The following is a 24,636-nucleotide window of genomic DNA, read 5'->3' on the forward strand; positions in this document are numbered from 1 at the left end:
CCCGTCGTTCAGGCTTCCGGCGGGCGGGGCAGCAAGGAAAGCGGCGCCACCTCGGCCACGGCCGCGACCACCCGCGCCATGAGGGCGCGCAGGGCGCCAAAGGAAGCGAGCGGGATGTGGGTCTGCTCGTCCATGTACAGGCGCCGGGACAATTCGATCTGCAAGGCGTGGACGCCCTCGGTCGGGCGCCCATAGTGGCCGGTGGTGTACCCCCCGGCATAGGGTGCGTTGCGGGCCACGCGCAGCCCCGCGCCGGACAGAACACGCGCCGCCACCTGGGTCAGCTCGGCGGCGCACGACAAGCCATGCCGATCCCCCAACACCACGTCGGCCCCCTGCACGGCGGCATCGGGCCCGGCCGAGGGCATGGAATGGCAATCCAGCAACACGCAGTAGCCAAAGCGCGCCCGGGTTTCGGCGATCAGGGCGGCGAGCGTCGCGTGGTAGGGGCGGTACAGGGCTTCGATGCGCCGGCGCGCCTCGGCAAACGGCAGGGGCTGGCGATAGATCAAGGCCCCGGCCCCGACCAGGCGCGCGATGGTGCCCAGGCCCGCCGCCACGCGCGGGCTGGTGGTGTTGGCGTAAGGGGGCAACGGGTCCGAGAACATGCCGGGATCCAGCTCGTAAGGTTCCCGGTTCACATCAACATAGGCGCGTGGATACAAGGCGCACAGCAACGGCGCCCCCAGACCGGGGGCATCGGCGAAAAGACCATCGACAAAGGTGTCCTCGGAGCGGCGCAAGGTGTCGCGATCGAGCGCCGCCTGGGCCAGGAAGGCCGGCGGATACCAGGTTCCGGAATGGGGTGAGGCAAGGACAAGAGGAACCGTCTGGCGCTTCGGGCGAAGCACCGTGCAGGCGGGGGGGGAGTTGGGACCTTCCGCGGCGGGGGCATCCATGAGAGTCACTATAGGCGGCCGGTCGGCCCGCCGCCACCGGGGAAACGAGATCCGGGAGCGAGCAAAAAAAATGACGGATCGAAGAAAAAGGCTCTTGCCAGCCCCGCCGGCAATGGGTAAAAACCACTCCTCCGCAGCGGTGAGGGCGCGTAGCTCAGCGGGAGAGCACTACGTTGACATCGTAGGGGTCACTGGTTCAATCCCAGTCGCGCCCACCATTCAGAAAGCCGCCAACCTCGACAGGTTGGCGGCTTTTCTGTTGTTGGCATCCACCCCGAAAGCCGGACAGAACCGCGCGCGACTTCAGAACCCTACCTCACGCCCGACCCCGAGCGCATGACAAAACAGCCCCAGGATTACCCCCGAGGCTGACGCTCCAGCTCATCGTGCGTGAAATCGGATTCAGGCACGACGCTCTAGTAGCCAAGCTCTTTTTGATGCCTGAAAGCCAGAATGCATACCGTATCGTCGGCCGGTTCGTAGCGATACAGGGCCACACAGCCGGAATCCCCGAAGGCAATCACCAACTCGCGCAGTTCGGGCATTTCAGGGAACGGCCGGCCGATGTCAGGGGTCGTCTCCAGCAGCAAAAAGTGCTGCTCAATGGCTTGGCCGGCTCGTCTGGCGATGTCCGTCTTGCCGGCCAAGAACCGCCGGCATCGCTCCAAGCCTTCCGCGGCCCCCTCGGTGACGATTACTTGTGGCACTCAGGCAGCGCCGCTTCGTCATCGCTCCCCCAGCCCTTCAACCAAGTGCGCACTTCCTGGCCGGTCAGGTGGCGGTCGGTTTCCTTGTAGGCCGCCCAGGACGCCAGGGCTTCCTGCTTGAAGTTTTCACGGGCTTCTTCGCGTTCGACGTACTGCTGGATCGCCTCAAGCATAATCCCGTGGGGCGAGCGATGGCGCTGGTTGGCGAGGCGCTGGACGCGACCTTTCAGTGCGTCGTCGATCTTGAGAGACGTCGCCATGGCGAACCTCTTGTCACTGAGCAATACCTCGTGACAATAAGCTCTCCCCGCCCCCCCCGAAGTCCATCCCGCTCCCCGTGCGGGATCCCGGTGGTGGAAGCAGGAAAAACACCCTGAACTTTTGGAAGAAGGATGGCGTCCCCAACGGGAATCGAACCCGTGTCTTCAGCGTGAAAGGCTGATGTCCTAGGCCTCTAGACGATGGGGACGCTGAGAGCGAAGGGGAAAAGATCCCTTGCCCGGCCCGCGCCAACCGGGGTTCTCGCGGGAGAGCCGCTTTCTAACGAACCCAAGCGCGCATGGCAAGCGTTAGCGATGAGGACACGTGATTTCAGAGGAAAAACGCGGCGTTGCCACCGCAGAGGATCAGCATCCCACCCCGAACGCACAACAAAACAGCCCCAGGATCACCCCGAGGCCGACAACACACATATATATAAGGTGTGAAAGGAGGGGAAAGCAGGAAAAGTACCCTGACCTTCCGGAAGAAAGATGGCGTCCCCAACGGGAATCGAACCCGTGTCTTCAGCGTGAAAGGCTGATGTCCTAGGCCTCTAGACGATGGGGACGCTGAGAGCGAGGGAGGAAGATCCCTCGCCCAGCCGCGCTAACCGGGGTTATCGCGGGAGAGCCGCTTTCTAACGAACCTGGGTTCGTCTGGCAAGCTCTTTTTTTGCCGTGTCGGCAAAATAAATCAGAGCGGCTTCAGACCGGCGGCGGCCATCTTGCCGGTGCGGCCACGCTCCAGCTCGAACGACACCTTCTGGCCCTCACGCAGGCTATCCATGCCGGCCTGCTGAACGGCGGTGATGTGCACGAACACGTCGTTCGAACCATCATCCGGCTCGATGAAGCCATAGCCCTTGGTGATGTTGAACCACTTAACGGTGCCAGTGGACATGCATCTGCTCCTGATCTGGCGTTTGCTCCGCGCCCCATGCTGCGGAACATCAATTCTTCGTCAACGGTCAGACCATGAGCCGGCCAGATCGGCAGCCGCGGTAAGCCTAGGCGAAAATCGATCCAGGGAACATGGCTGAATTTTGGGGGGCGCGCAAGGAAAAGCCCTGAATCGTTGACGTGCCCCCTTCTTTACGTAGCGTCACGGCGCCCTGGCCGGGTCCGCCCGACCGGGCCGCGCCCCGGGAACCCTTGGGCCCGGGGTTCGCCCGGGACGCGATACGGTTCCGAGTCGCGACGGGTGCCGGGATCGATTCGTTTTCGCTAAAAAAGGGGAGGCGCGAAACGCCCCCCCCTGGACGCTGGCGGCCGTCAGTCCTTCATCACCAGCAGCAGGTCCTTGGCCTCGACCGCCGTGCCCACCGGCACCACGATGCGCTCGATCACCCCGTCGCGATCGGCGCACAGGGCGGTTTCCATCTTCATGGCCTCGATGGTGAGCAAGGTATCCCCGGTTTTCACCGCCTGCCCGGCCGACACGGTGAGGCTGGACACCAGGCCCGGCATGGGGGCCGGGATGTGGCGCGGGTTGCCGGGATCGGCCTTTTCGCGGGTGGCCACCGTGGCGCGGGCCGAGCGGTCGGGCACCCGGATGACCCGGGGCTGGCCGTTCAGTTCGAAGAAGACCTTCACCATGCCTTCCTCGTCCACGTCGCCGATCGCCTGGCAGCGGATGATCAGGGTCTTGCCCGGCTCCAGATCAACCGAAACCTCCTGGCGCGGCTTCATGCCATAGAAAAACACCGGCGTGGGCAGCACCGAAACCGGCCCGTTTTCCTCGTGGTGGCGGACATAGTCCACGAACACCTTGGGGTACATCAGGTACGATTGCAGGTCATCGGCGCCGATGGCATGGCCCACCTTGCCCTCGGCCTCGGCCTTGAGGGCATCCAGATCGGCCGGAGGCACGCCCTCGCCCGGGCGCCCGGTGAACGGGGTTTGCCCCCGCAGCACCTTGGCCTGCAACGCGGGCGGGAAGCCGCCCGGCGGCTGGCCCAGGTCGCCGCGCATCAGCTGCACCACCGATTCGGGAAAGCTGATGTCGCGGGCCGGATCGGCCACGTCCTCGGGCGTGAGGCCGGCGCCGACCATGTACAGGGCCATGTCGCCCACCACCTTGGAGCTGGGCGTCACCTTGACGATGTCGCCGAACAGGCGGTTGACCTCGGCATAAGCGCGGGCCACCTCGTGCCAGCGGCTTTCCAGGCCCAGGGCGCGGGCCTGTTCCTTGAGGTTGGTGAACTGGCCGCCCGGCATTTCGTGCAGGTACACTTCCGAGGCCCCGGCGCGCAGGTCGCTTTCAAAGGCCGCGTACTGCCGGCGCACCGCTTCCCAGTAATCGCTCACCTGGCGCAGCACCGCCGGATCCAGCCCGGTCTCGCGCTCCGAGAAGCGCAGGGCCTCGACCAGCGAGCCCAGGCACGGCTGGCTGGTCAGGCCCGAGAGGCTGTCCATCGCCGCGTCCACCGCGTCCACCCCGGCCCGCACCGCTTCCAGCACGCTGGCCGCCGACAGGCCGCTGGTGTCGTGGGTGTGGAAGTGCACCGGCAGGCCGGTTTCCTCCTTCAAAATCCGCACCAGCTCGAACGCGGCGCGCGGCTTGACCAGCCCGGCCATGTCCTTGATGCCCAGGATATGGGTGCCGGCCTTTTGCAGTTCCTTGGCCATGCCGACGTAGTATTTCAGGTCGTACTTGGCGCGGTCGGGGTCGTGAATGTCGCCGGTGTAACATACCGTGGCTTCCAGCAGCCGGCCGGTTTCCAGCACCGCGTCCATCGACACGCGCATGTTTTCAACCCAGTTGAGCGAGTCGAAAACCCGGAACAGGTCCACCCCGGCCTCGGCGGCGGCGTGGACGAAGCCCTTGACCACGTTATCGGGATACACCGTGTAGCCCACGCCGTTGGCACCGCGCAGCAACATCTGGAACAGCACGTTGGGAACGCGCGCGCGCATCTGGCGCAGCCGCTCCCAGGGGCATTCGTGCAAGAAGCGCAAGGCCACGTCGAAGGTGGCGCCCCCCCAGCATTCCAGGCTGAACAGCTGCGGCAGGTTGCGGGCGTAGACGTCGGCGACCTGGAGCATGTCGAACGAGCGCAACCGCGTCGCCAGCAAGGACTGGTGGGCGTCGCGCCAGGTGGTATCCGTCACCAGCACCGGCTTTTGCGCCAGCATCCAGTCGGCGAAGCCCTTGGGCCCCAGGGCGTCCAGGCGCTGGCGGGTGCCGGCCGGCGGCTCCTGGTTCAGCACCATGGGCACCCGGGGCACCGGGCCCGGGGTGGGCAGGGCGCGGCCCTTGACCTCGGGGTTGCCGTTGACGGTCACGTCGGCAATGAACGACAGCAGCTTGGTCGCGCGGTCGCGGCGCTTTTCAAACCGGAACAGCTCGGGCGTTTCATCGATGAAGCGCGTGGTGTAGCTGGCGTCGCGAAAGCGCGGGTGGTTGATCAGGTTTTCCACGAAGGCCAGGTTGGTGGCCACGCCCCGGATGCGGAATTCGCGCAAGGCCCGGTCCAGGCGGGCAATGGCCTCGGCCGGGGTCGGCGCCCAGGCGGTGACCTTTTCCAGCAAGCTGTCGTAGTAGCGGGTGATGACCGCGCCCGAATACGCGGTGCCGCCGTCCAGCCGGATTCCAAAGCCGGTGGCGCCGCGATAGGCGGTGATGCGGCCGTAGTCGGGAATGAAGTTGGCTTCCGGATCCTCGGTCGTCACCCGGCACTGGATGGCGTGGCCCTTGAACTGGATCTCTTCCTGGGCCGGGATCCCCGTTTCATCGACCACGCCAATGCGCCCGCCTTCCAGCACCAGGATCTGGGCCTTGACCAGGTCAAGGCCGGTGATTTCCTCGGTTACCGTGTGCTCGACCTGGATGCGCGGGTTGACCTCGATGAAATAGAAGGCGCCGGTGTCGGCATCCATCAGGAACTCGGCCGTGCCCGCGCACACGTAGTGCGCCGCCCGGGCCAGACGCAAGGCGGCCTCGCACAGCTCGGCGCGGCCGGCGTCGTTCAGATAGGGGGCCGGGGCGCGCTCGACGACTTTCTGGTTGCGTCGCTGCACCGAGCAATCACGCTCGAACAAATGAACCAGGGTGCCATGCTGGTCGCCCAGCAGCTGGACTTCAACGTGGCGGGCACGCTGCACCAGCTTTTCCAGGTAAACCTCGCCGTTGCCGAAGGCGGCCTCGGCCTCGCGCCGGCCGGCGGCCACCTGGGCGTCCAGCTCCTGCGGGCCGGTGATGACGCGCATCCCGCGCCCGCCGCCGCCCCACGACGCCTTCAGCATCACCGGATAGCCCACCTCCTCGGCCAGACGACGCACCTCGGCCGGATCATCGGGCAACGGCCCGGTGGCCGGCATCACCGGCACCCCGGCCGCTTCCGCCAGGCGGCGCGCCGACACCTTGTTGCCCAGCGCGCGCATCACCGTGGGCGGCGGCCCGATGAAGATCAGCCCGGCCGCGAGGCAGGCTTCGGCGAACTCGGGGTTCTCGGACAAAAAGCCGTAGCCCGGATGAACAGCATCCGCCCCGCAGGTGCGCGCGACCCGCAACACTTCATCGATCGACAAATAGGCCCGGACCGGCCCCATGCCGGTGCCGATCAGGTAACTTTCATCAGCCTTGAAACGGTGAAGGGATAGCTTGTCTTCCTCGGTATACAAGGCAACGGTACGAATGCCCAGTTCATTGGCGGCGCGAAAAACACGAATGGCGATTTCGCCTCGGTTGGCGACCAGGATCTTGCGAATCTTGCGAGGAAGGACGGAGCTCACGGGCGAATTCTCCACACAGAGAGGGGGACACCGCGCCATTACTCATCTGGGGCAGGGATGGGCGTCGGCGCAAGACTGCAATAAGCCTTCTGGCGCCGATTTGCCACAGCTCTTTTTCGCCCACGGGGGCGGTTTTTTCGCCCGTTCCGTCCATCGCAACCGGCTACCCCACGCCCCCACTTTCCCCAACGTCAGGCCCCAACGTCAGGCCCCAACGTCAGGTGCTTCGGGCTCCCCCGTTGGTTTCCTCGGGAAAACTGCCCTGGAGCTGATGGGTCCACAAGGTCGCGTAGGCCCCCTGGCGCCTGAGCAGATCGTGGTGGGTGCCTTGTTCAATCACCCGCCCGGCATCGATCACCGCGATCTGATCGGCATCGACGATGGTGGAAAGGCGGTGCGCGATGATCAAGGTGGTCCGGCCCGTGCGCACCTGACGCAAGGCGGCCTGGATTTCCTTTTCGGTCGCGCTGTCGAGCTGGCTGGTCGCCTCGTCGAACAACAGCAGGGCCGGATTCTTCAAGATGGTCCGGGCGATGGCCACCCGCTGCTTTTCGCCCCCCGACAGCTTCAGGCCACGCTCGCCCACGCGGGTGTCGTAGCCGTCCTTCAGGCTGGCCACGAAGTCGTGAATGGCGGCGAGGCGGGCCGCCTCCTCGATCTCGGCCTGGGTGGCGCCGGGGCGGCCATAGGCGATGTTGTAGCCGATGGTGTCGTTGAACAGCACCGTGTCCTGGGGCACGATCCCGATGGCGCGACGCAGCGAATCCTGGGTCACGGCGCGCAGGTCCTGATCATCGATCAGCACCCGCCCCGCCGTGGGGTCGTAAAAGCGAAACAGCAGCCGTCCCAGCGTGCTCTTGCCCGCCCCCGAGGCCCCGACCAGGGCCAGGGTGCCGCCGGGGGGAATGTCCAAGGTGACATCGGTCAGGATGGGCCGGTCGGGCGCGTAGGCAAACGACACCGCCTCGAAGCGCACATGCCCCCGCCCCACCCGCAAGGCCGGGGCCCCGGGGCGGTCGGCCACCTCGGGCGGCGTGTCGCCCAGGGCAAACAGCACGGCGATGTCGATGAGGGCCTGCTTGATCTCGCGGTACACCACCCCCAGGAAATTAAGCGGCTGATAGAGCTGGATCAGGTAGGTGTTGACCAGGACGAAATCGCCCGCGCTCATCTCGCCTTGCACAATGCGTTGGCCGGCCATCAGCATGACCACGATCAGGCCCCCGGTGATGATCACGCCCTGGCCCATGTTCAAGGTGGACAAGGAAACGTGCGAGCGCACCGCCGCGTCCTCGTAGGCCGCCAGGGCCCGGTCGAACCGCCGGGCCTCGTGCTCCTCGTTGCCGAAATACTTGACGGTTTCGTAGTTCAGCAGGCTGTCGATCGCCTTGGTGTTCGCCTCGGCATCGAATTGGTTCATGGTCCGGCGAAAACCCATGCGCCATTCGGTCAGGCCCAGGGTCCACAGGATATAAACACCAATGGTGCCGGCGATGGTCAGGGCGAAGACCGGATCGTACAAGGCGCCCAGCACCGCGCAGACCATGGCCAGTTCCAGAAGCGACGGCCCGGCGCGAAAGGCGAACAGGCGCAAAATCACATCAATGGCACGGGTGCCGCGCTCGATGGCGCGCGACAGGCCACCGGTCTGGCGCTCCAGGTGAAAGCGCAGCGACAACCCATGCAGATGGCGGAAGGTGCGCAGACCGATGACGTGAATGGCCCGCTCCACCACCCGGGCAAACACCAGGTCGCGCAGCTCGTTGAAGGCCTGGCTGCCAATGCGCGCCAGGCCATAGGCCAAGATGAGCCCCACCGGCACCGCCGCCCAGCCGGCAAGGCTGGCGTCGGGATGCGACAGGGCGTCGATCGCGTGCTTGAAGAAGACGGGCGTGGCGACCGTGGCGACCTTGGCCGCCACCAGCAAGAGGCCAGCCCAGATCATGCGCCGGCGCAACGCGGGCTCGCCCGCCGGCCACAGGTGGGGAAGAAGACGCCCAAGGATCCGCCAGTCGTGGGCGAGACCTTCGGGAACGGGAGGGGGAATGTCGGCGGGACGTCGTTTCACGGCCAGGGCTTTCGTCCAGGGAGGGGCGTCCGTCCGGGTCTAGGCCGGATGGCGCCGCGACGCAAGACGAACGCCCGGAAACCTCAGAGCAATCGGGTAAATTGATTGTCCTGGAGTTTTTTCGATGCCCTCAAGTACCCTATGCGCACTCCGTGCGTCTGGCTCTCGCGGCAGGGGCCGCGCGCCGCCGTCGCGGCGTCGGGGAGCCCTTTTTCAAGGGCGCCCAGGACTGCACCCGGTTGGCCCGTTGCCCCCCCGCGCTCAGTCGTCGGCCCGCGACATGGCGTTGAGCAGATCCACGAAACACCGCCGCATGGCCTCGTCGGGCAGATCCCAGAACGCCCGCGCCAGTTCGATGCTCTGCCTGTGCTCCATCGGATCGCCGCCGCCCGCGTCGTCCCCGATCAGGCCACGCAATCCCCGCATCAGGGCCGCGTTCTTGCCGGGGTCGCCGTTTTCCAGGTCGCGGAAGAAAAAGTCGATGCCCACCCCCAAGGCGCGGGCCACATCGAACAACCGGCTGGCACTCACCCGGTTGGTGCCTCGTTCGTATTTCTGAATTTGCTGAAACGACACCCCCACCCGCCGCGCGAGGGTCTCTTGATCCATGTTCAGGGCCATCCGGCGCTGGCGGATTTTCTGGCCGACATGGGAATCCACGAAGTGGATGGCGGTGGCTTCCTGATCCGACATGGGCAAGTCAACCGAGCAAGAACATGACCCCGGTCCTGGGCGCGCGCACGCAAGAGGTGACAGCACAACCCCGCATAGGGAACACGCCAATATTTACCTTATAAGGCTGTGCTCGTCGAGCCTTTCGATTATCAAATTGATAAAAATACCTAAGCGTGTATCAACGCCCGGAAGGAAGCCCTGGGATCGCGACAATCGATCCGGGCGAACATAGGAGGCGGCAAGGGCAACCCGGCTCATCAATCAACGTTCACTATAGTCTTGCACCCCCGGCCTGCGCACTGTCTTTTCCCTCGCAAACCGCACGAGACGGGAAGGCCCAGGGCATGGCACGGCCAAGACCCGAAAAGGGGGACCCCGCCTTTCGGATGCGTCGAACGTCGGAACAAGAAGTGAGAACACCGTGCCCGGATCCGGCTCGGCGCACGGTGCCCAAGGGGCCGCGACGGCGCCGCAAGCGGAGTCGGACGGACACCGCCTGATTTCCTGGCGTGTTTTTCGCAGGCAGGGGAGAAAGGAGGAAACGGGCCCCGTCCCGGGGCTGTTCCCGACCTTCGGCGGCGGAGCGCGAAGGTCAGGTCCCGCCCCTTCCGAACGCGCGGGACGCGCGCGGAAGGGACGGGACGAAAAACCGGCCGATCAGGCGTGACCGACCGGCGGCGCGTCTTCCGGACCCTGGGCCTGGGCGGCCTGGAAGCGGTTGCGATACATGGCCGCGAAATCCAGCGGCTGCAGCATCAGGGGCGGGAAACCCGCGTCGCGCGTCGTGTCCGACAAGATGTTGCGGGCGTAGGGGAACAGCAGGTGCGGCACCTCGATCAGCAGCATCGGGCGCACGTGTTCCTCGGGGACGTGCACCGACACCACCGCCGCGTACTTCAGTTCAACCAGGAAAGCCACGGTGTCGCCAATCCGGCTGTCGACCTCGAAGTGCAAGATGACCTCGAAGACGTTTTCCTGGACCGGCTCGACCTTCACGTCAACGTTGATCGAAATCTCGGGCTGCTTGGTGAACTGGGTAAAAATCTGGGGCGTGTTGGGCGCCTCGAACGACAGATCCTTGGTATACTGATGGCTGATCATCAGCGGCGCTTGCGGCCGGGCGCGGTCGGCACCGGCGGCGGGCGTATCCTGGCTCATGGGGGCCTCGTCTGGGCTTGAAAACAAGGAGGGCACGCCGTGGGCGCGACCCGGCCGAACCACAAGGCCGGCCGGGCCCGCTCAGGCGTAGCACACCCCAGGCGCTGCCCTCAACCGTCCGCCGGCGGCTGGCCGGCGCCGCCCTTGCCCCACGGGTTGCCCTTCGACGACGGCGAGCCCGAGGTCGTGGTCTCGCCTTCCACGTCGACCGTTACTTCCACGTATTCGGCGTCGATCACCTGCGGGCCACGGGCGCCATCCTCGTTGGAAGCGGCGCGCGCGCCCATGGGGGTCACGACCATCCCGGGATGGCGATCGAGCCAGCCGCGCAGGGCGTCGCGCACCGGGGCAATCAGCAGCAAGACGGCCAGGATATCGCTAAAAAAGCCGGGCAGCACCAGCAGGAAGCCCGCGATCAGGATGCACACCCCGTCGAACAGCTCCTTGACCGGTAAAATGCCGGCATTCACGGCTTCTTGCGCCTTGTTCAAGGTGGAAAGCCCCTGATGGCGGACCACCGCCGAGCCCGCCACGGCGGCCAGCACGACCAGCGCCAGGGTCGGCACCACGCCGATCGCCCCCCCCACCTTGATGAACAACGCGATCTCGATCACCGGAAACCCGATGAACAAGGCAAGGAGAACGGCGAAGGGAAGCCCCATGACTTGCTGTCCTTTCCTGAGCACCCTATGTGTGAAAAAGCTGTTGCGTCTTGTCCCTCATACTACCGCCCCCTGGCCCTGGCGCAACGACGAAGCACGACGAAACGCCTTCCCGGGCCCTGCCGGGGTTTTTCCCCGCCCCGGGGGGGCCAAAAACCCCCGCGCCAGCCCCATGGGTGGTGGTGCCGGCCGCCCGGATCGGGTAGGCTGCCCGGATCTTGTACCCTTTCCAGGCCAATGCGGACATGAACGACGGTCTCCAGTATATCGACATCATCTTTATCGCCATGGTCGCCGCCTTCCTGGTTTTGCGCCTGCGCGGCGTCCTGGGCCGGCGGACCGGCGACGAGCAGGACCGCCCGCCGATCATCTCCCCCTCGTCCGAGCGCACCGACAACGTGATCGACCTGCCGCCCCGGGTCCCCACCGGCGCCGCGCCCCTGGAGGGCACCCTTGCCGGCGGCCTCACCCGGCTGCGCCAGGTCGATCCGTCGTTCTCGCCCGATGCCTTTTTGGACGGCGCGCGCTCGGCCTTTCAAATCATCCTGATGGCCTTCGCCAAGGGCGATCGCGACACCTTGCAGCCCCTGCTGGCTCCCGACGTGATGCGCAATTTCTCCGCCGTCATCGACACGCGCGAACGCAAGGGCGAGACCATGGAAACCGATCTGGTCGCTTTCCGCTCGGTCGCCTTCGAGGCCGTCGAGCTGCGCGGCCGGGACGCCCTGGTCACCGTGCGCTTTGTCACGGAGCAGGTGAACGTCACCCGTGACGCCGCCGACGCCATCGTGGAAGGCGACCCCAACCACGTGGATGACGTGACGGACATCTGGACCTTCCGCCGCGACGTCACCTCCCCGGATCCTAACTGGGAACTCGTCGCGACCCGGGTCCCCGAGGAGGATTGACCATCGTGATCCCACGCGCGACGCGCGCCTTGGGCCGCCTCACGGCGGCCGGGATGCTGGCGGTGATGGCGGCCTGCGCCCAGGGGCCCCAACCCCGCGAAGGGGGCGACGGACAGGTGCACTACCGCCCGGTCCCCATTGAAAGCCTGCCGGGCTGGGACACGGACACCGTCGCCGAGGCCCTGCCCGCCCTCACCCGCTCGTGCGCCCGCCTGGCCACCCTGCCCGGCTCCACCCCGGTGGGGCCGCGTGCCTTGGGCGTGCGCGCCGCCGACTGGGCGCCGCCGTGCGCCGAGATCACCCGCGTGGCCGCCCTGGGCACCGGAACCACTGGCCTGCGCCAGACCCTGGCCCAGGCCTTCCAGGCCTGGCAGGTGATCGGTCCCGACGGCCCCAACGGCCTGTTCACGGGCTATTACGAAACCACCCTGGACGCCTCGCCCACCCGCTTGCCCGGCTACACCACGCCGCTTTATGCCCTGCCGCCCGGCTGGGAGACCCCGGCCCCGCGCCCCGACCGCGCCGCGATCGAGGACGGCGCGCTGAACGGCGTGGCGACCGTCTTGCTGTGGGCGCGCGATCCCATCGACGCGTTTTTCCTGCACATCCAGGGCTCGGGGGTGGCGCGCCTGCCCGACGGGCGCCGGGTTCGGATCGGCTATGCCGGCAACAACGGCCACCCCTTCGTGGGCATTGGCGGCCTGATGCGCCAGCGCGGCCTGGGGGACGGCTCGTCCATGCCCGCCATTCGTGCCTGGCTGCGCACCCACCCCGAGGAAGGCCGCGCCCTGATGCGCGACAACCCCCGCTACATCTTTTTCCGCTTCGTGAACGAGGACGGGCCGATCGGAGCCCAGGGTGTGCCCCTGACCGCCGGGCGCAGCCTGGCCGTGGACCGCGATCACATTCCCCTGGGCGCGCCGGTGTGGCTGGACACCACCGACGCCCACGGCGGCCGGGTCAGCCGCCTTCTGGTCGCCCAGGATACCGGCTCCGCCATTCGCGGGGCCGTGCGCGGAGATCTGTTCTGGGGCACGGGAGAGGAAGCCCTGTATCACGCGGGAGGCATGAAATCCCCGGGCAGGCTGTGGATCCTGCTGCCCCGCGCCGCGGTTGTCGCCCGCGCCTGCCCGTCCGCCGCCCCAGCCCCTTGCCAAGCTCAAACCCGTTCGTCATCCTAGAGGGGGAGGCCGCGTTTCTTCCCCTTCAAGGGGGAAAAACGGGGCTCCCTTTCTTTCCCTGCCCCTTCCTTCCCCTGAGCGTGGCGTCGGTTTCCCATGAACGAGTCTCCGCCCGGCCCCCTGGTGGGCGTCTTTGTCACCTGCCTTGTGGATCTGGTCCGCCCGACCGTCGCCCTGGCCACCGTGCGCCTGCTCGAACAGGCCGGGTGCCGGGTTTTCGTGCCCGGGCGCCAGACCTGCTGCGGACAGGGCGCCTTCAACGCGGGGGCGCGCGCCGACGCCCAGGCCCTGGCCCGGCAGGTCATCACCCAGTTCGCCGACGTGGATCATGTGGTGGTGCCGTCGGGCAGCTGCGCGGCCATGATCCGCGTGCACTATCCCGAGCTGCTGGCCGACGATCCCGAATGGGCCGACCGCGCCCGCGCCCTGGCCGCGCGCACCTGGGAACTGACCGCCTTCCTGACCGATGTCCTGAACTGGGACGCGGTGGACAGCCGGTTCGACGAAACGGTGACCTATCACGATTCCTGCTCGGGACGGCGCGAGCTGGGGATTGTCGATCAGCCGCGCCGCCTGCTGGCCCGGGTCGAGGGCCTGACCTTGCGCGAGATCGCCCCGGAGCCGGCCCAGGAGTGTTGCGGATTCGGCGGCACGTTTTCCACCACCTTCCCCGAAGTGTCCCAACGCCTGGCCCACGACAAACTGGCCGACGTTCTGGCCACCGGGGCGACCACCCTTCTGGGCGCCGACCTGGGATGCCTGGTCACCCTTGCCGCCGCCGCCCAGCGCCAGAACGCCCCGGTGCGGGTCCGCCATGTCGCCGAGGTTCTGGCCGGTCTGACCGACGGCCCCGCCGTGGGCGAGATTTCGCCCGCCCCGGGGCCCTGAACCGCCCGGAACCGCTCTCATGCACCCCACCTGCTTGAACTTTCCCGCCCAGGCCCGCGCCGCTCTTGAAAACGAGACCCTGCGCTTTTCCCTGGGGACCATGAAAACGGGCTTTCGCCGGAACCGGGCGACGGCGGCAGGCGCGCTGCCCGAGTTCGAGGCCCTGCGCGACGCGGCCGCCGCCGTGCGCGCCCATGTCCTCGACCACCTGGACGCCTGTCTCGACGCCTTCGAGGCCAAGGTGATCGCCCAGGGCGGTCATGTGCACTGGTGCCGCGACGCCGCCGAGGCCCGCGAGACCGTTCTGGCCCTGTGCCAGGCGGCGGGGGCGCGCACGGTCACCAAATCCAAATCCATGATCGCCGAGGAAATCGCGCTCAACGATCACCTCCAGGCCCATGGCGTGCGCCCGGTGGAAACCGACCTGGGCGAATACATCATTCAGCTGCGCGAGGAACCGCCCAGCCACATCATTGCCCCGGCCATCCACCTGCGCAAGGAACACGTGGCCGACAGCTTCCGCGCCGCCCATGCCCACCTTCCCGCCGGGCGCCCGCTCGACACCCCGCCCCAGCTTCTGGCCGAGGCACGCGCGGTGTTGCGCGATGCCTTCCTGAACGCCGACGTCGGCATCACCGGCGCCAACATGCTGATCGCCGAAACCGGCTCGGTGGTGATCGTCACCAACGAAGGCAACGCCGACCTGACCCGCCTGCTGCCCGCGACCCACATCGTGCTGGCCAGCATCGAAAAGGTCGTGCCCACCCTCGACGACGCCATGACGGTGCTGCGCGTGCTGGCACGCTCGGCCACCGGCCAGGACATGAGCGTGTACACCTCGCTCGCGTCGGGCCCGCGCCCGGCCGACGACCCCGACGGCCCGTCGGCCTTCCATGTCGTGCTGATCGACAACGGGCGCTCGGCCCTCCTGGGGTCGGCCTCGCGCGACATTTTGCGCTGCATCCGCTGCGCCGCCTGCCTCAACCACTGCCCGGTGTACGGCGTGCTGGGCGGACACGCCTATGGCTGGGTGTATCCCGGCCCGATGGGCTCGGTCCTGACCCCCGCCCTGCTCGGCCTGGAAAACGCGCCCCGCCTGCCCGATGCGTGCACCATGTGCGGGCGCTGCGCCGAGGTCTGCTCGGTGCGCATTCCCCTGCCCGCCTTGCTGCGCACCGCGCGCGAGGCCGCCTGGTCGCGCGCCCTGGTGCCGCCCGGCAAGCGCCTGGCCCTGACCGGCTGGCATCTCGCCGCCCGCCACCCGTCCGTCTACGCCCTGGGAGCCCGCCTTGGCGCGCGCGCCTTGCGCGAGCTGGCGCGCCGCCCCGCCTTGCGCGCCCTTGCCAGCCGCCTGCACCGCGACCGTGCCCCGGCCGTGCTGCCGGTGCCCGAGGGCGATACCTTCCGCGCGCGCTGGGCCCAACGGCTGCGCGCGAGCCCTTCGCTCCACCGTTCACCCCCGGGGGGCCCCCATGCCTAACGCCGTCTCCCGCGCCCGCCTGGAGCGCGAAAAGCACGACATCGAGCTGCACGCCCGCCTGCGCACCGCCCATGAAAACGGGCTGGTCCTGGTGTACACCAACTTCACCCACCTGAACCGGGGCGGCTCGCCCGTGTTCAGCGTGGCCGACAACGTGGGGCCGCTGCTGATCATGCTGCTGGGCAGCGTGGCCTTCCTGTTCGTCAACGTGTTCGTGGGGTTGACCGCGCTGCTGGGGGCATCGCTGTTTTATGTGTTCGGCGTGCGGCCGTGGATCGCCCGGCGTCTGCGCGAGCGCACCATCCGCATGATGTTCACCAACATCTATCACTGGCGGGCGCTGTGGCAGTTCGGGGGGGTGATCATCGCCCTGGCCGCCAACCCGCGCATCGGTTGCCCGGCTCCCGATGCCGACTGGCGCGCCATCGCGCGCAAGTTCGTGGCCCGTGCCCATGGTCCCGGCCTGGGGGTGGCCGGCGGCGGCCTCCCGACCCGCCTGGGCGAGGATCTGGCCCCCGAATAACCCGCCCGCATCACCCGCCCGAGTAAACCCGCTTAACAGGCCGCTTCATGTCCAGCACGTCCTCTTCCCACCCCACGCCCCAGCCGGCCCCCCTTTCGCCTTCCCCCGACGCCCCGGGGCGCCTGGCCGTGCGCGCCGCCGTGCGCGCGGCGCTGGGCCGGGATCCGGCGACCGAGGCCGCCGCCCGCGACGCCATCGTCGCCCGCCTGGCCACCCCCGGGCCCGGCCCCGTGCCCACCCGGGCCCGACCCGACGACGCCGGGCGGGTGGACGCGTTCATCGCCCGGGCCCGCGCGGCCGCCGCCGAGGTCAGCGTGGTGCCCGGCGGCTCCACCACCGACACCAGCGTTTTGCCCGACGGCTCCACCGCCGACACCAGCGTTTTGCCCGGCGGCTCCGCCGCCGGCCTTCCGGCCCGCCTGGGGCACCTGATCGCCGAGTGGCTTCGAGGCCACGGGCTGCCCCCGGTTCTGGTCACCGACGACGATCCCTTTCTCGCCGCGCTCGACGGGGTGTCGGGCCTTTCCCTGCGCCCCGGGCGCCCCAGCCCCACCGATCGGGTTTCCCTGTGCCGGGGCCTGGCGGGCGTGGCCGAGACCGGCTCGGTCCTGCTCGACAGCCGGCCGGGGCGGGCCGCCACCCTGGCCGTGTTGCCCGAAAACCAGATCGTCGTGCTCGACCCCGCCGACGTGGTGGGGGGCCTGAACGACGCCGTGACCCGGCTGCGCGCCGGCTTTGGCACGACCCTGCCCGCCTCGGTGATGATCGTCACCGGGCCCTCGCGCACCGGCGACATCGAACAGACCTTGCAAATGGGCGCCCATGGCCCCTTGCGCCTTCACATCATCCTGGTGGACAGGCCGGTGCCCGACCGGCCATGAAACGACGCAAGCCGGATCTGTCCGACGCCGACGCCCAGGTCTGGCGTCAGCTGTCGCGCTCGGTCAAGCCCCTGGGCCAGCGCGCCGACCGGGTGACCGTGACCACCCCCATGACCGGACGCCCCCGGCCCGCCCCCGCCTCGGACACGGCGCCGGCCCTGCCGGCCCTGACCCCCCAGGGCATTCCCGTCCAGAAGCGGCCCCCGCCGCGCCCGTCGCTGGCTCGCCTGGATCCGCTGGCCCAGGGGGGCCATCTGCGCGACATGGACGCGCGCACGGCCCGACGCCTGCGCCAGGGCCGCACCGCCTTGGACGCAACGCTGGATTTGCACGGGCTGACCCAGATTCACGCCCACGATGCCCTGGCGTCGTTCCTGCGCAAGGGCCAGGCGCGGGGGTGGCGTTGCGTTCTGGTGATCACTGGCAAGGGGTTTCGCGCCGGCGAGCCGGGCGTGCTGCGCCAAGCCCTGCCCGGCTGGCTGGACGGCCCCGGGCTGCGCCCGCTGGTGGTGGGCTACAGCCCGGCCCGCATCGAGGACGGAGGCGCCGGGGCGGTGTACGTGCTGATCCGTCGCCTGCGCGACTGAACCACGCGCGCCCTGGGCGCCTCCTTTCGATCAGCGGTCGGTGAAGCTGGGCTGGCGCTTTTCGATGAACGCGGCCATGCCTTCCTTCTGGTCGTCGGTGGCGAAGGTGGCGTGGAAGGTCCGGCGTTCGAAGTGGATGCCCTGGCTGAGCGTGGTTTCATAGGCGGTGTTGACCGCCTCCTTGACCATCATGGTGATGGGCAGGCTTTTGTCGGCGATGGTTTCGGCGATGCGCATCACGGTCTCGCGCAGATCGTCGAGCGGCACCACCCGGCTGACCAGACCGCATTTCCAGGCCTCGTCCGCGTCCATCATGCGCCCGGTCAGGCACATGTCCATGGCCTTGGATTTCCCCACGAAGCGGGTCAGACGCTGGGTACCGCCGGCGCCCGGCATGGTGCCCAGGTTGATCTCGGGCTGGCCGAACTTGGCGTTGTCGGCGGCAATGATCATGTCGCACATCATGGCCAGCTCGCAGCCTCCGCCCAGGGCAAAGCCGGCAACGGCGGCGATCACCGGCTTCCGGCACACCGTGACCCGTTCCCAACCCTGGGTGATGAAGTTCTGCAGGTAGGCATCCATGTAGGTTTTTTCGGCCATTTCCTTGATGTCGGCCCCGGCCGCGAAGGCCTTGTCGGATCCCGTCAGAACGATGACCCGCACGTCGGGGGCGGCCTCGAACGCATCCAGGGCGGCGCCCAGATCCCGGATGAGGCCGGACGACAGCGCGTTGAGGGCCTTGGGCCGGTTCAGGGTAATAACCCCGACCTGGCCGCTGGTTTCGACGAGGATGTTGTCGTAGGCCATGATGCCTGCTCCGTGGTGGGGAGTGGGGAAGGACCGGAGGGACGCCCGCAGGTCGGACGAAACCGCCCGCCCGGAAAACGAACGTCCCCCCCTTGGGAAAAGGAGGGGTCGGCGCTCAGCCGCCAGGGGCCAGCGAAAAGCGCACCGTGAGGGTGGAGGCGCCGGTGGTGAAGTCGAGATCAAGCACCTCGCCATCGCGGGCAAAGGAGTTGGGCCCCTTCACCCGCCATCCCAGTTGCGGCAGGGTGTCGCGGTAAAAGGCCAGCACATCGGCCGCGCGCACCGCCCCGGTGGCATAGGCTTCGATCAGCCGGCCGCCAGGACTGTCGAACACCATGCCCGTTCCGGCCAGGGGGCGCAGGGCGGGCATCAGGGGAAGGTCGTCGGTGCCGGAGACGAAAGCGGGGGCGTCGCCCGCCCGGACGGGCGCGCACAGCCCCGCCCAACCGCCAAGGACCACCGCCAGGGCCAGGGCCACGAGGCCCCCCCGGCCGCGCGCGCCGCACGGGCCCAAAAAGCCCGCCTTGCCCCGCTGACGCGAAGCCAGGGGCTTGGTACGACAAGGCGCGGCCACGAGACAGGCGGGTTCTGGCGTCATCATGCGGGCGATCCTACACCATCACCCTTGGCGGCGGGGACAGAAAAACGTCGAGCGGCCGGCTTGAATCAGGCGACGAATGCCTCCCTCGCCGGCCGGGCAGTCACACGTGGGGCAGGGTTGCCCCTCTTTCCCATACACCGAAACATTTAACTGGAAGTATCCGGAAGAGCCGTCGACATGGCGGTAATCGCGCAGCGAAGCGCCGCCGGCCGCCAGGGCATCCTCCAGCACCGCCCGGATGGCCGCCACCAGACGCGCGGCCTCGGGCGCGTCCAGGCTTTCGGCCGGACGCAGGGGCGAGAGGCCCGCGCGGTACAAGGCCTCGCACACGTAAATATTGCCAAGACCCGCGATCACGCGCTGATCCAGCAACACGGTCTTGAGCGGCCCGCGCCGGCCGGCCAGGCGACGGGCCAGGGCGGGGCCATCGAAGGCCGGATCCAGGGGCTCGGGCCCCAGGCCGGCCAGCAACGGCGACTCCTCCCCGGGCTCGGCCAGGGCGATGAGGCCGAAACGGCGCGGATCGTGAAAAACCAGCCGCTGGTCGTCGTCGGTGTCGATCAGAACGTGATCATGCACCCCGGGGTCGCCGGCCTGGGCCCGGGGCCCCAAAGTGAGGCGTCCGCTCATGCCCAGGTGCAGAAGGACCCGGGGGCCGTCTTCCAAGGTGGCGATCAGGTACTTGGCGCGCCGGCCCAGGTCAACGACGCGGGCCCCCTCCAGGCGGGCCGCGAGATCGACGGGCAGCGGGCGGCGCAGATCGGGCCGACGCACCCAGACCCGGCTCAGGCGACGGCCGACCAGCAGCGGGAACAACCCCCGACGAACAGTTTCAACCTCAGGCAGCTCGGGCACGGGCGCACTCGATGGAGACAAGAAGACGACGAAAAGAAGGGCGGGCGCGGCCCGGCCTTCCCTGGGAAGGTTCCAAAACATGCGGGCCCGGGCCTTCCCGTGCAAGCCCTGGCCGGGGCTTGGTGCAAAAAGCAGTTTCTCCGCCCGGTCGGATGCTCTAAGACCAGGGCGAGATGAGAGCCTCTCATCGGGATCCGCTTGGGCGCAAAACGCCCGCGCCCCCGTCGGACCGCCCCCCTGGTTCGGGTGCCCGCCGGCCGGCAGGGGTTCCGTTGATCGGTTCCGATCGGCGGAGCTTGGGACAAGGTGCACGCATGACGCAAGACAACGAGACGACTCATTTCGGTTTCCAGACCGTGAAGACGGCTGAAAAAGCCGGCATGGTGCGGGAAGTCTTCGATTCCGTGGCCCCGCGCTACGACTTGATGAACGACCTGATGAGCGGGGGCGTCCACCGTTTATGGAAGGACGCGTTCGTTGACTGGCTGGACCCCCGGCCCGGTCGCGATTACCTGGACGTGGCCGGCGGCACCGCCGATATCGCCTTTCGCATCCTGAACCGCGCCAACCGCCACATGAGCGTTGGCACCCGTCCGGCCAACGTGACGGTGAGCGACATCAATTACGAGATGCTGTCGGTGGGACGCAACCGCGCCCTTGATCGCGGCCTCGTCGAGGGCCTGTCGTGGGTGGTGGGCGACGCCGAGCACCTGCCGCTTCCCGACCGCAGCATGGACGTCTACACGATCGCCTTTGGCCTGCGCAACGTCACCAACATCGACAACGCCATCGCCGATGCCTACCGCGTGCTGCGCCCGGGCGGGAAGATGATGATCCTGGAGTTCAGCCGGGTGGTCATTCCCCTGTTCGACCAGCTGTACGACACCTATTCCTTCAAGGTGCTGCCCCTGATGGGCCGCTACATCGCCCACGACGAGGAAGCCTACCGCTACCTGGCCGAAAGCATCCGCCGCTTCCCGCCCCAGGACGAACTGGCCCAGCGCATGGCCGCCAAGGGCTTCCGTCAGGTGCGGTATCGCAATCTTTCGGGCGGCATTGCCGCCATGCATACGGGCTGGCGCCTTTGACATGATCGGCCACGCACGCAACCTCGCCCGGCTGCTGACCATTGCCCGGGTTCTCGCCCGCCACGACGCCCTGTTTCCGCTGGAATCGATCGCCTTGTTGCAGCCGGTGGTGCTGGCGGCCCGTGCCGTCAGCCGCCGGCGCGTCGAAGGGCGGCCGGGCCAGAAACTGGCGGCGGCGTTCACCGAACTGGGCCCCACCTTCATCAAGCTGGGGCAGGCGCTCTCGATCCGCGCCGATCTGCTGGGCGAGGAGGTGGCGGCCGATCTCGCCGAGCTGCAAGACGCCCTGCCTCCCTTCCCCTTCGCCGAAACGCGCAAGGCGGTGGAGACGGAGCTGGGGCAGCCGCTGGAAACCCTGTTCAGCGCCTTCGATGAACGCCCGGTGGCGGCGGCCTCGATCGCCCAGGTGCACTTTGCCGTGACCACGCCCGACGCCGAGGGCCGCACCCGCGAGGTGGCGGTCAAGGTGCTGCGCCCGGGGGTGGAGGAAGCCTTCCAGCGCGACGTTGAACTGATCCACTGGCTGGCCCGCCTCGCGGAAACCGCCCAGCCCGGCACCCGGCGCCTGCGCCCGGTGGAGACCGCCCGCGCCTTCGAGGACGCGGTGGTCATGGAAATGGATCTGCGCTTCGAGGCGGCGGCCGCGTGCGAGGTGGCCGAGAACTTCGCCGACGACGACACCTTCCGGGTGCCGGAAATCGACTGGACGCGCACCGGACGCCGGGTCATGACCCTGGAGCGCGTTCACGGCACCCCCATGTCGGACCGCGCCGGGCTGGCCGCGGCCGGGCACGACCCCGTGGATCTGGTCACCCGGGTGTCCAATGCCTTTTTCCGCATGGTGTTCCGCGACGGCTTCTTCCACGCCGACCTGCACCCGGGCAACATCTTCGTCGCCGACGACGGCACCATCGTTGCCGTGGACTTTGGCATCATGGGCCGGGTGGACCGCCAGACCCGGCGCCACCTGGGCGAAATGCTGCTGTCGTTCCTGACCGGGAACTACCGCCGCGCCGCCGAAATCCACTTCGAGGCGGGGTGGGTTGGCCCCGACCAGTCGGTTGACGCCTTCACCCAGGCGTGCCGGTCCATTGCCCAGCCCATTTTCGGCCGCCCCCTGGCCGAGATTTCGATCGCCCGCCTGCTGGGCCAACTGTTCCACGTGACCGAAACCTTCAACATGCACACGCAGCCCCAACTTCTGATGCTGCAAAAAAGCATGCTGGTCACGGAAGGCGTCGGGCGGACCCTGGCCCCCGATGTCAACATGTGGGAGCTGGCCCGGCCCTTGATTGAATCCTGGATGGCGGACAATCTGGGACCGCAGGCGCGGATCAAGGACGGCCTGACCGTTCTGGGCGACTCGGTGGACCGCCTGCCCCGGATCCTGGCATCGGCGGAATCCGTCCTGACCAAGATCCAAAACAAAGGCGTTTTGCTGGACGCGGATTCCGCACATGCGTTACGCGGAAACCGTCGGTCCTTCATGCAGGTTCTGCCCTGGATTTTGGTCCTGGTTCTCGCCGTGCTGCTTTATTTCAACTAACTCCAACCTAACACTTCCCGTTTACCCGCTTTTTCCCCCGGCTCTCACTCGATTGGGGCACGCAGCTCTTGCCAGAGAGCCGGGAATGGTGTTCCTATGGAGGGGGAGGTTTCGACTAGGAACCCGCGAGATCGAACGCATCTTGTCGAAACTGCTTGACCCTTCGCTCCGGAGCCCCGGCCCCCCTCGCTGGCGACTCCCCGAGCCCGGCTTGAGTCCGACGCCCCCCAGGCTTCGGAAACGGGCCGGTTCCCCCGTGGATGGAGTCCCGGGACGTGAACGGCAGTCGCATACTCTTGATTGTGGCCGGCGGCATCGCGGCCTACAAATCTCTTGAGCTGATCCGTCGTCTGCGCGATCGCGGCGCGCAGGTGCGGTGCGTGCTGACTCCGGCCGCGACCCATTTCGTCACGCCGCTCAGCGTGGCCGCCCTTTCGGGGCATCCGGTTCACGAAGCCCTGTTCGATCCCCAGACCGAAGCCGCGATGGGCCATATCCGCCTGTCGCGCGAAAGCGATCTGATCGTGGTGGCCCCGGCCACCGCCGACCTGCTGGCGCGCATGGCCACGGGCCAGGCCAACGATCTGGCCTCGGCGGTGCTGCTGGCGGCCACGGCGCCGATCCTGATCGCGCCCAGCATGAACCCGCAGATGTGGGCCCACCCGGCGACCCAGGCCAATCTGGCCACCTTGGAATCCCGGGGCGTGATCCGCGTTGGCCCCGGCACCGGCGACACCGCGTGCGGCGAGGAAGGCCAGGGCCGCATGGCCGAGGTTCCGGTGCTGATCGAAGCCATTGCCACCGCGCTTGCCGCGAACGAAGCCCGGGCCGGATCCCAAGGCGATCCTGAGCAGGCCGCCCCCCTGTGCGGGCGCCATGCCCTGGTGACCAGCGGCCCCACCCACGAGCCCATTGATCCGGTCCGCTACATCGCCAACCACTCCTCCGGCCGCCAGGGGCATGCCATCGCCGCCGCCCTGGCCCGGCTGGGCGCGCGCGTGACCCTGGTCAGCGGCCCCGTGACCCTGGCCGACCCCGAAGGCGTGAGCGTGGTGCGCGTGACCACGGCCCGCGAGATGCTGGCGGCCTGCCAGGCTGCCCTTCCGGCCGACATCGCGGTGTGCGCGGCCGCCGTCGCCGACTGGTCGGTGGCGGCGCCGGCGTCCCAGAAGCTGAAAAAGGCCGAGGGCCCCACCCCGGTGCCGGCGCCCGTGCTGACCCTGGAACCCAATCCCGACATTCTGGCCACCCTGGCGGCGCCCGGCCCGCGCCGTCCGTCCCTGGTGGTCGGCTTCGCGGCCGAAACCGAAGCGGTGGTCGACCACGCCACTGTCAAGCGTCGCCGCAAGGGCTGTGACTGGATCGTGGCCAACGACGTTTCCGCCCAGGGCAACGGCGGGCGCGGCGACACCTTTGGCGGCCGCCAGAACACGGTACATCTCATCACGTCCTCGGGGTGCGAGGACTGGCCGACCATGGACAAGGAAGCGGTGGCGGCGCGTCTGGCCACGCGCATCGCCCGGATCCTGGCCGACCCCTTTGTCCGGAAGGTGGGACCATGACCCACTTTTTCAGACTTTCCCCTCCGGCGGTCGAAACCGCTCGACCGCACGGGGCTTCGGTGAAAGGCGGGCTGCAATGATCAGGCTGTCGAAAAAGATGCTCTTTGCCATCGAGGCGGTGCTGGATATTGCCTATCACGCCGGCGGCGAACCCGTGCAAAGCCGCGAGATCACCCGCCGCCAGGGCATTCCCCGGCGCTACCTTGAACAAACCCTGCAACATCTGGTGCGCAGTGGCATCCTCATGGGCGTGCGCGGTCCGCGCGGCGGCTACCGGCTGGCCCGGGAACGTCGGCGGATCACGGTGGGCGAGATCGTCCGCGTGGTTGCCGACCTGGAAACCCCCGAGGAGCAGGCCCAGGACCTGCCCGGGTCGGAACTGGGCCGGTTCGTGGTCCGGCCGTTGTGGAGCGAACTGCACGACCAGATGATGGCCCGCCTGGACGCGCTCACCGTCGATGACCTGTGCACCCGGGCCTTCCAGGGTGGCATCGTGAGCGAAGCCGAAAGGAACCTCGATTTCGTGATCTGAACCCTCCCGGCGCGCCTTGCGTCGAGGGCGTTGG

At 68.0% G+C, this 24,636-nt stretch carries 23 protein-coding genes and 3 tRNA genes; 12 read left to right on the forward strand and 14 right to left on the reverse strand.

All coding sequences use genetic code 11. The features are described 5' to 3' along the window. Positions 1-8 precede the first annotated feature (8 nt). Positions 9-899 (reverse strand): N-formylglutamate amidohydrolase, encoded by an 891-nt coding sequence (locus ROR02_RS04970; protein ID WP_147162912.1) that lies wholly within the window; start codon positions 897-899, stop codon positions 9-11. Positions 900-1,042: 143 nt separating this feature from the next. Between ROR02_RS04970 and ROR02_RS04975 the strand changes: the two genes are divergently transcribed. After that, positions 1,043-1,117: transfer RNA gene (locus ROR02_RS04975), tRNA-Val, on the forward strand. A gap of 198 nt (positions 1,118-1,315) precedes the next feature. Here ROR02_RS04975 and ROR02_RS04980 read toward each other — a convergent pair. The 10 genes from ROR02_RS04980 to ROR02_RS05025 form a co-directional block, all read right to left on the reverse strand. Continuing rightward, positions 1,316-1,546 carry a type II toxin-antitoxin system RelE/ParE family toxin gene (locus ROR02_RS04980; RefSeq protein WP_246135407.1) on the reverse strand — a complete coding sequence of 77 codons (231 nt, stop codon included), beginning with the start codon at positions 1,544-1,546 and terminating at the stop codon, positions 1,316-1,318. A 47-nt stretch (positions 1,547-1,593) separates the two neighbouring features. After that, a complete protein-coding gene (locus ROR02_RS04985) occupies positions 1,594-1,866 on the reverse strand; it encodes a CopG family ribbon-helix-helix protein (protein ID WP_147162914.1) in 273 nt (90 codons plus the stop codon). A gap of 133 nt (positions 1,867-1,999) precedes the next feature. Next, positions 2,000-2,075, reverse strand: a tRNA-Glu gene (locus ROR02_RS04990). Between the two features lie 284 nt (positions 2,076-2,359). Then, a tRNA-Glu gene (locus ROR02_RS04995) sits at positions 2,360-2,435 on the reverse strand. 125 nt (positions 2,436-2,560) lie between these two features. Beyond that, positions 2,561-2,767, reverse strand: a complete 207-nt coding sequence (locus tag ROR02_RS05000; protein WP_147162915.1) for a cold-shock protein — start codon at positions 2,765-2,767, stop codon at positions 2,561-2,563. Between the two features lie 371 nt (positions 2,768-3,138). Continuing rightward, a complete protein-coding gene (gene pyc, locus ROR02_RS05005) occupies positions 3,139-6,600 on the reverse strand; it encodes a pyruvate carboxylase (protein WP_147162916.1) in 3,462 nt (1,153 codons plus the stop codon). A gap of 217 nt (positions 6,601-6,817) precedes the next feature. Continuing rightward, a complete protein-coding gene (locus tag ROR02_RS05010) occupies positions 6,818-8,668 on the reverse strand; it encodes an ABCB family ABC transporter ATP-binding protein/permease (protein ID WP_147162917.1) in 1,851 nt (616 codons plus the stop codon). A gap of 261 nt (positions 8,669-8,929) precedes the next feature. Further along, the gene (locus ROR02_RS05015) at positions 8,930-9,361 is read right to left on the reverse strand and encodes a helix-turn-helix domain-containing protein (RefSeq protein ID WP_147162918.1); all 432 of its coding nucleotides are present in this window, start codon (positions 9,359-9,361) and stop codon (positions 8,930-8,932) included. A 639-nt stretch (positions 9,362-10,000) separates the two neighbouring features. Next, positions 10,001-10,501, reverse strand: coding sequence for a protein-export chaperone SecB (gene secB / locus ROR02_RS05020; RefSeq protein ID WP_147162919.1), 501 nt, complete (start codon positions 10,499-10,501; stop codon positions 10,001-10,003). A 110-nt stretch (positions 10,502-10,611) separates the two neighbouring features. Continuing rightward, positions 10,612-11,163, reverse strand: coding sequence for an FxsA family protein (locus tag ROR02_RS05025; protein WP_147162920.1), 552 nt, complete (start codon positions 11,161-11,163; stop codon positions 10,612-10,614). 245 nt (positions 11,164-11,408) lie between these two features. On the opposite strand from ROR02_RS05025, the gene ROR02_RS05030 reads away from it, so the two are divergent. The 7 genes from ROR02_RS05030 (at position 11,409) to ROR02_RS05060 (ending at position 17,611) form a co-directional block, all read left to right on the forward strand. Beyond that, a complete protein-coding gene (locus ROR02_RS05030) occupies positions 11,409-12,071 on the forward strand; it encodes a Tim44/TimA family putative adaptor protein (protein WP_147162921.1) in 663 nt (220 codons plus the stop codon). Positions 12,072-12,076: 5 nt separating this feature from the next. Further along, positions 12,077-13,252: a murein transglycosylase A gene (gene mltA, locus ROR02_RS05035; protein ID WP_246135408.1), complete on the forward strand. Its 1,176-nt coding sequence runs from the start codon at positions 12,077-12,079 to the stop codon at positions 13,250-13,252. Between the two features lie 96 nt (positions 13,253-13,348). Then, positions 13,349-14,140 carry a (Fe-S)-binding protein gene (locus ROR02_RS05040; protein WP_147162922.1) on the forward strand — a complete coding sequence of 264 codons (792 nt, stop codon included), beginning with the start codon at positions 13,349-13,351 and terminating at the stop codon, positions 14,138-14,140. Positions 14,141-14,159: 19 nt separating this feature from the next. Beyond that, complete coding sequence (locus ROR02_RS05045; protein WP_147162923.1) at positions 14,160-15,620, forward strand: lactate utilization protein B; 1,461 nt, start codon at positions 14,160-14,162, stop codon at positions 15,618-15,620. Next, the gene (locus tag ROR02_RS05050; protein WP_147162924.1) at positions 15,613-16,143 is read left to right on the forward strand and encodes a hypothetical protein; all 531 of its coding nucleotides are present in this window, start codon (positions 15,613-15,615) and stop codon (positions 16,141-16,143) included. The genes ROR02_RS05045 and ROR02_RS05050 overlap by 8 nt, the downstream gene beginning before the upstream one ends. A gap of 47 nt (positions 16,144-16,190) precedes the next feature. Next, on the forward strand, positions 16,191-17,024 hold the full coding sequence (locus ROR02_RS05055; RefSeq protein ID WP_147162925.1) for a LutC/YkgG family protein: 834 nt from the start codon (positions 16,191-16,193) through the stop codon (positions 17,022-17,024). Beyond that, the gene (locus ROR02_RS05060) at positions 17,021-17,611 is read left to right on the forward strand and encodes a Smr/MutS family protein (RefSeq protein WP_147162926.1); all 591 of its coding nucleotides are present in this window, start codon (positions 17,021-17,023) and stop codon (positions 17,609-17,611) included. Before ROR02_RS05055 ends, ROR02_RS05060 begins: the two co-directional genes overlap by 4 nt. Positions 17,612-17,641: 30 nt before the next feature. Here ROR02_RS05060 and ROR02_RS05065 read toward each other — a convergent pair whose 3' ends face one another. The 3 genes from ROR02_RS05065 to mutM form a co-directional block, all read right to left on the reverse strand. Continuing rightward, on the reverse strand, positions 17,642-18,418 hold the full coding sequence (locus ROR02_RS05065) for an enoyl-CoA hydratase (protein ID WP_147162927.1): 777 nt from the start codon (positions 18,416-18,418) through the stop codon (positions 17,642-17,644). 115 nt (positions 18,419-18,533) lie between these two features. Then, positions 18,534-19,019 (reverse strand): hypothetical protein, encoded by a 486-nt coding sequence (locus ROR02_RS05070; protein ID WP_246135409.1) that lies wholly within the window; start codon positions 19,017-19,019, stop codon positions 18,534-18,536. An 18-nt stretch (positions 19,020-19,037) separates the two neighbouring features. Continuing rightward, entirely contained in the window at positions 19,038-19,874 is an 837-nt protein-coding gene (gene mutM / locus ROR02_RS05075; protein ID WP_147162928.1) for a bifunctional DNA-formamidopyrimidine glycosylase/DNA-(apurinic or apyrimidinic site) lyase, read from the reverse strand. 314 nt (positions 19,875-20,188) lie between these two features. Between mutM and ubiE the strand changes: the two genes are divergently transcribed. The 4 genes from ubiE to ROR02_RS05095 all read left to right on the forward strand — a co-directional run bounded on the left by ubiE (position 20,189) and on the right by ROR02_RS05095 (position 24,602). After that, a complete protein-coding gene (gene ubiE, locus ROR02_RS05080) occupies positions 20,189-20,962 on the forward strand; it encodes a bifunctional demethylmenaquinone methyltransferase/2-methoxy-6-polyprenyl-1,4-benzoquinol methylase UbiE (RefSeq protein WP_147162929.1) in 774 nt (257 codons plus the stop codon). 1 nt (position 20,963) lies between these two features. Beyond that, a complete protein-coding gene (ubiB, locus tag ROR02_RS05085; RefSeq protein WP_147162930.1) occupies positions 20,964-22,508 on the forward strand; it encodes a 2-polyprenylphenol 6-hydroxylase in 1,545 nt (514 codons plus the stop codon). Positions 22,509-22,768: 260 nt separating this feature from the next. Continuing rightward, positions 22,769-24,070, forward strand: coding sequence for a bifunctional phosphopantothenoylcysteine decarboxylase/phosphopantothenate--cysteine ligase CoaBC (coaBC, locus tag ROR02_RS05090; RefSeq protein WP_147162931.1), 1,302 nt, complete (start codon positions 22,769-22,771; stop codon positions 24,068-24,070). 76 nt (positions 24,071-24,146) lie between these two features. Further along, entirely contained in the window at positions 24,147-24,602 is a 456-nt protein-coding gene (locus tag ROR02_RS05095; RefSeq protein WP_147162932.1) for an RrF2 family transcriptional regulator, read from the forward strand. Positions 24,603-24,636 lie beyond the last annotated feature (34 nt).

Origin of the sequence: Pararhodospirillum oryzae, from assembly GCF_007992075.1 — a bacterium.
Taxonomy (GTDB): Bacteria; Pseudomonadota; Alphaproteobacteria; order Rhodospirillales; family Rhodospirillaceae; genus Pararhodospirillum; species Pararhodospirillum oryzae.

Bases quoted from the DNA above. Each gene is read 5' to 3' on its own strand.
- ROR02_RS05050 (WP_147162924.1), top strand. From the start codon at position 15,613: ATGCCTAACGCCGTCTCCCGCGCCCGCCTGGAGCGCGAAAAGCACGAC.
- secB (WP_147162919.1), bottom strand. From the start codon at position 10,501: ATGAGCCAGGATACGCCCGCCGCCGGTGCCGACCGCGCCCGGCCGCAA.
- ROR02_RS05065 (WP_147162927.1), bottom strand. From the start codon at position 18,418: ATGGCCTACGACAACATCCTCGTCGAAACCAGCGGCCAGGTCGGGGTT.
- ROR02_RS04985 (WP_147162914.1), bottom strand. From the start codon at position 1,866: ATGGCGACGTCTCTCAAGATCGACGACGCACTGAAAGGTCGCGTCCAG.
- ubiE (WP_147162929.1), top strand. From the start codon at position 20,189: ATGACGCAAGACAACGAGACGACTCATTTCGGTTTCCAGACCGTGAAG.
- ROR02_RS05060 (WP_147162926.1), top strand. From the start codon at position 17,021: ATGAAACGACGCAAGCCGGATCTGTCCGACGCCGACGCCCAGGTCTGG.
- ROR02_RS04970 (WP_147162912.1), bottom strand. From the start codon at position 899: ATGGATGCCCCCGCCGCGGAAGGTCCCAACTCCCCCCCCGCCTGCACG.
- ROR02_RS05070 (WP_246135409.1), bottom strand. From the start codon at position 19,019: ATGATGACGCCAGAACCCGCCTGTCTCGTGGCCGCGCCTTGTCGTACC.
- ROR02_RS05095 (WP_147162932.1), top strand. From the start codon at position 24,147: ATGATCAGGCTGTCGAAAAAGATGCTCTTTGCCATCGAGGCGGTGCTG.
- ROR02_RS05040 (WP_147162922.1), top strand. From the start codon at position 13,349: ATGAACGAGTCTCCGCCCGGCCCCCTGGTGGGCGTCTTTGTCACCTGC.
- ROR02_RS05015 (WP_147162918.1), bottom strand. From the start codon at position 9,361: ATGTCGGATCAGGAAGCCACCGCCATCCACTTCGTGGATTCCCATGTC.
- ROR02_RS05025 (WP_147162920.1), bottom strand. From the start codon at position 11,163: ATGGGGCTTCCCTTCGCCGTTCTCCTTGCCTTGTTCATCGGGTTTCCG.
- ROR02_RS05045 (WP_147162923.1), top strand. From the start codon at position 14,160: ATGCACCCCACCTGCTTGAACTTTCCCGCCCAGGCCCGCGCCGCTCTT.
- ROR02_RS05055 (WP_147162925.1), top strand. From the start codon at position 16,191: ATGTCCAGCACGTCCTCTTCCCACCCCACGCCCCAGCCGGCCCCCCTT.
- ROR02_RS05030 (WP_147162921.1), top strand. From the start codon at position 11,409: ATGAACGACGGTCTCCAGTATATCGACATCATCTTTATCGCCATGGTC.
- ROR02_RS05000 (WP_147162915.1), bottom strand. From the start codon at position 2,767: ATGTCCACTGGCACCGTTAAGTGGTTCAACATCACCAAGGGCTATGGC.
- coaBC (WP_147162931.1), top strand. From the start codon at position 22,769: ATGGAGTCCCGGGACGTGAACGGCAGTCGCATACTCTTGATTGTGGCC.
- ubiB (WP_147162930.1), top strand. From the start codon at position 20,964: ATGATCGGCCACGCACGCAACCTCGCCCGGCTGCTGACCATTGCCCGG.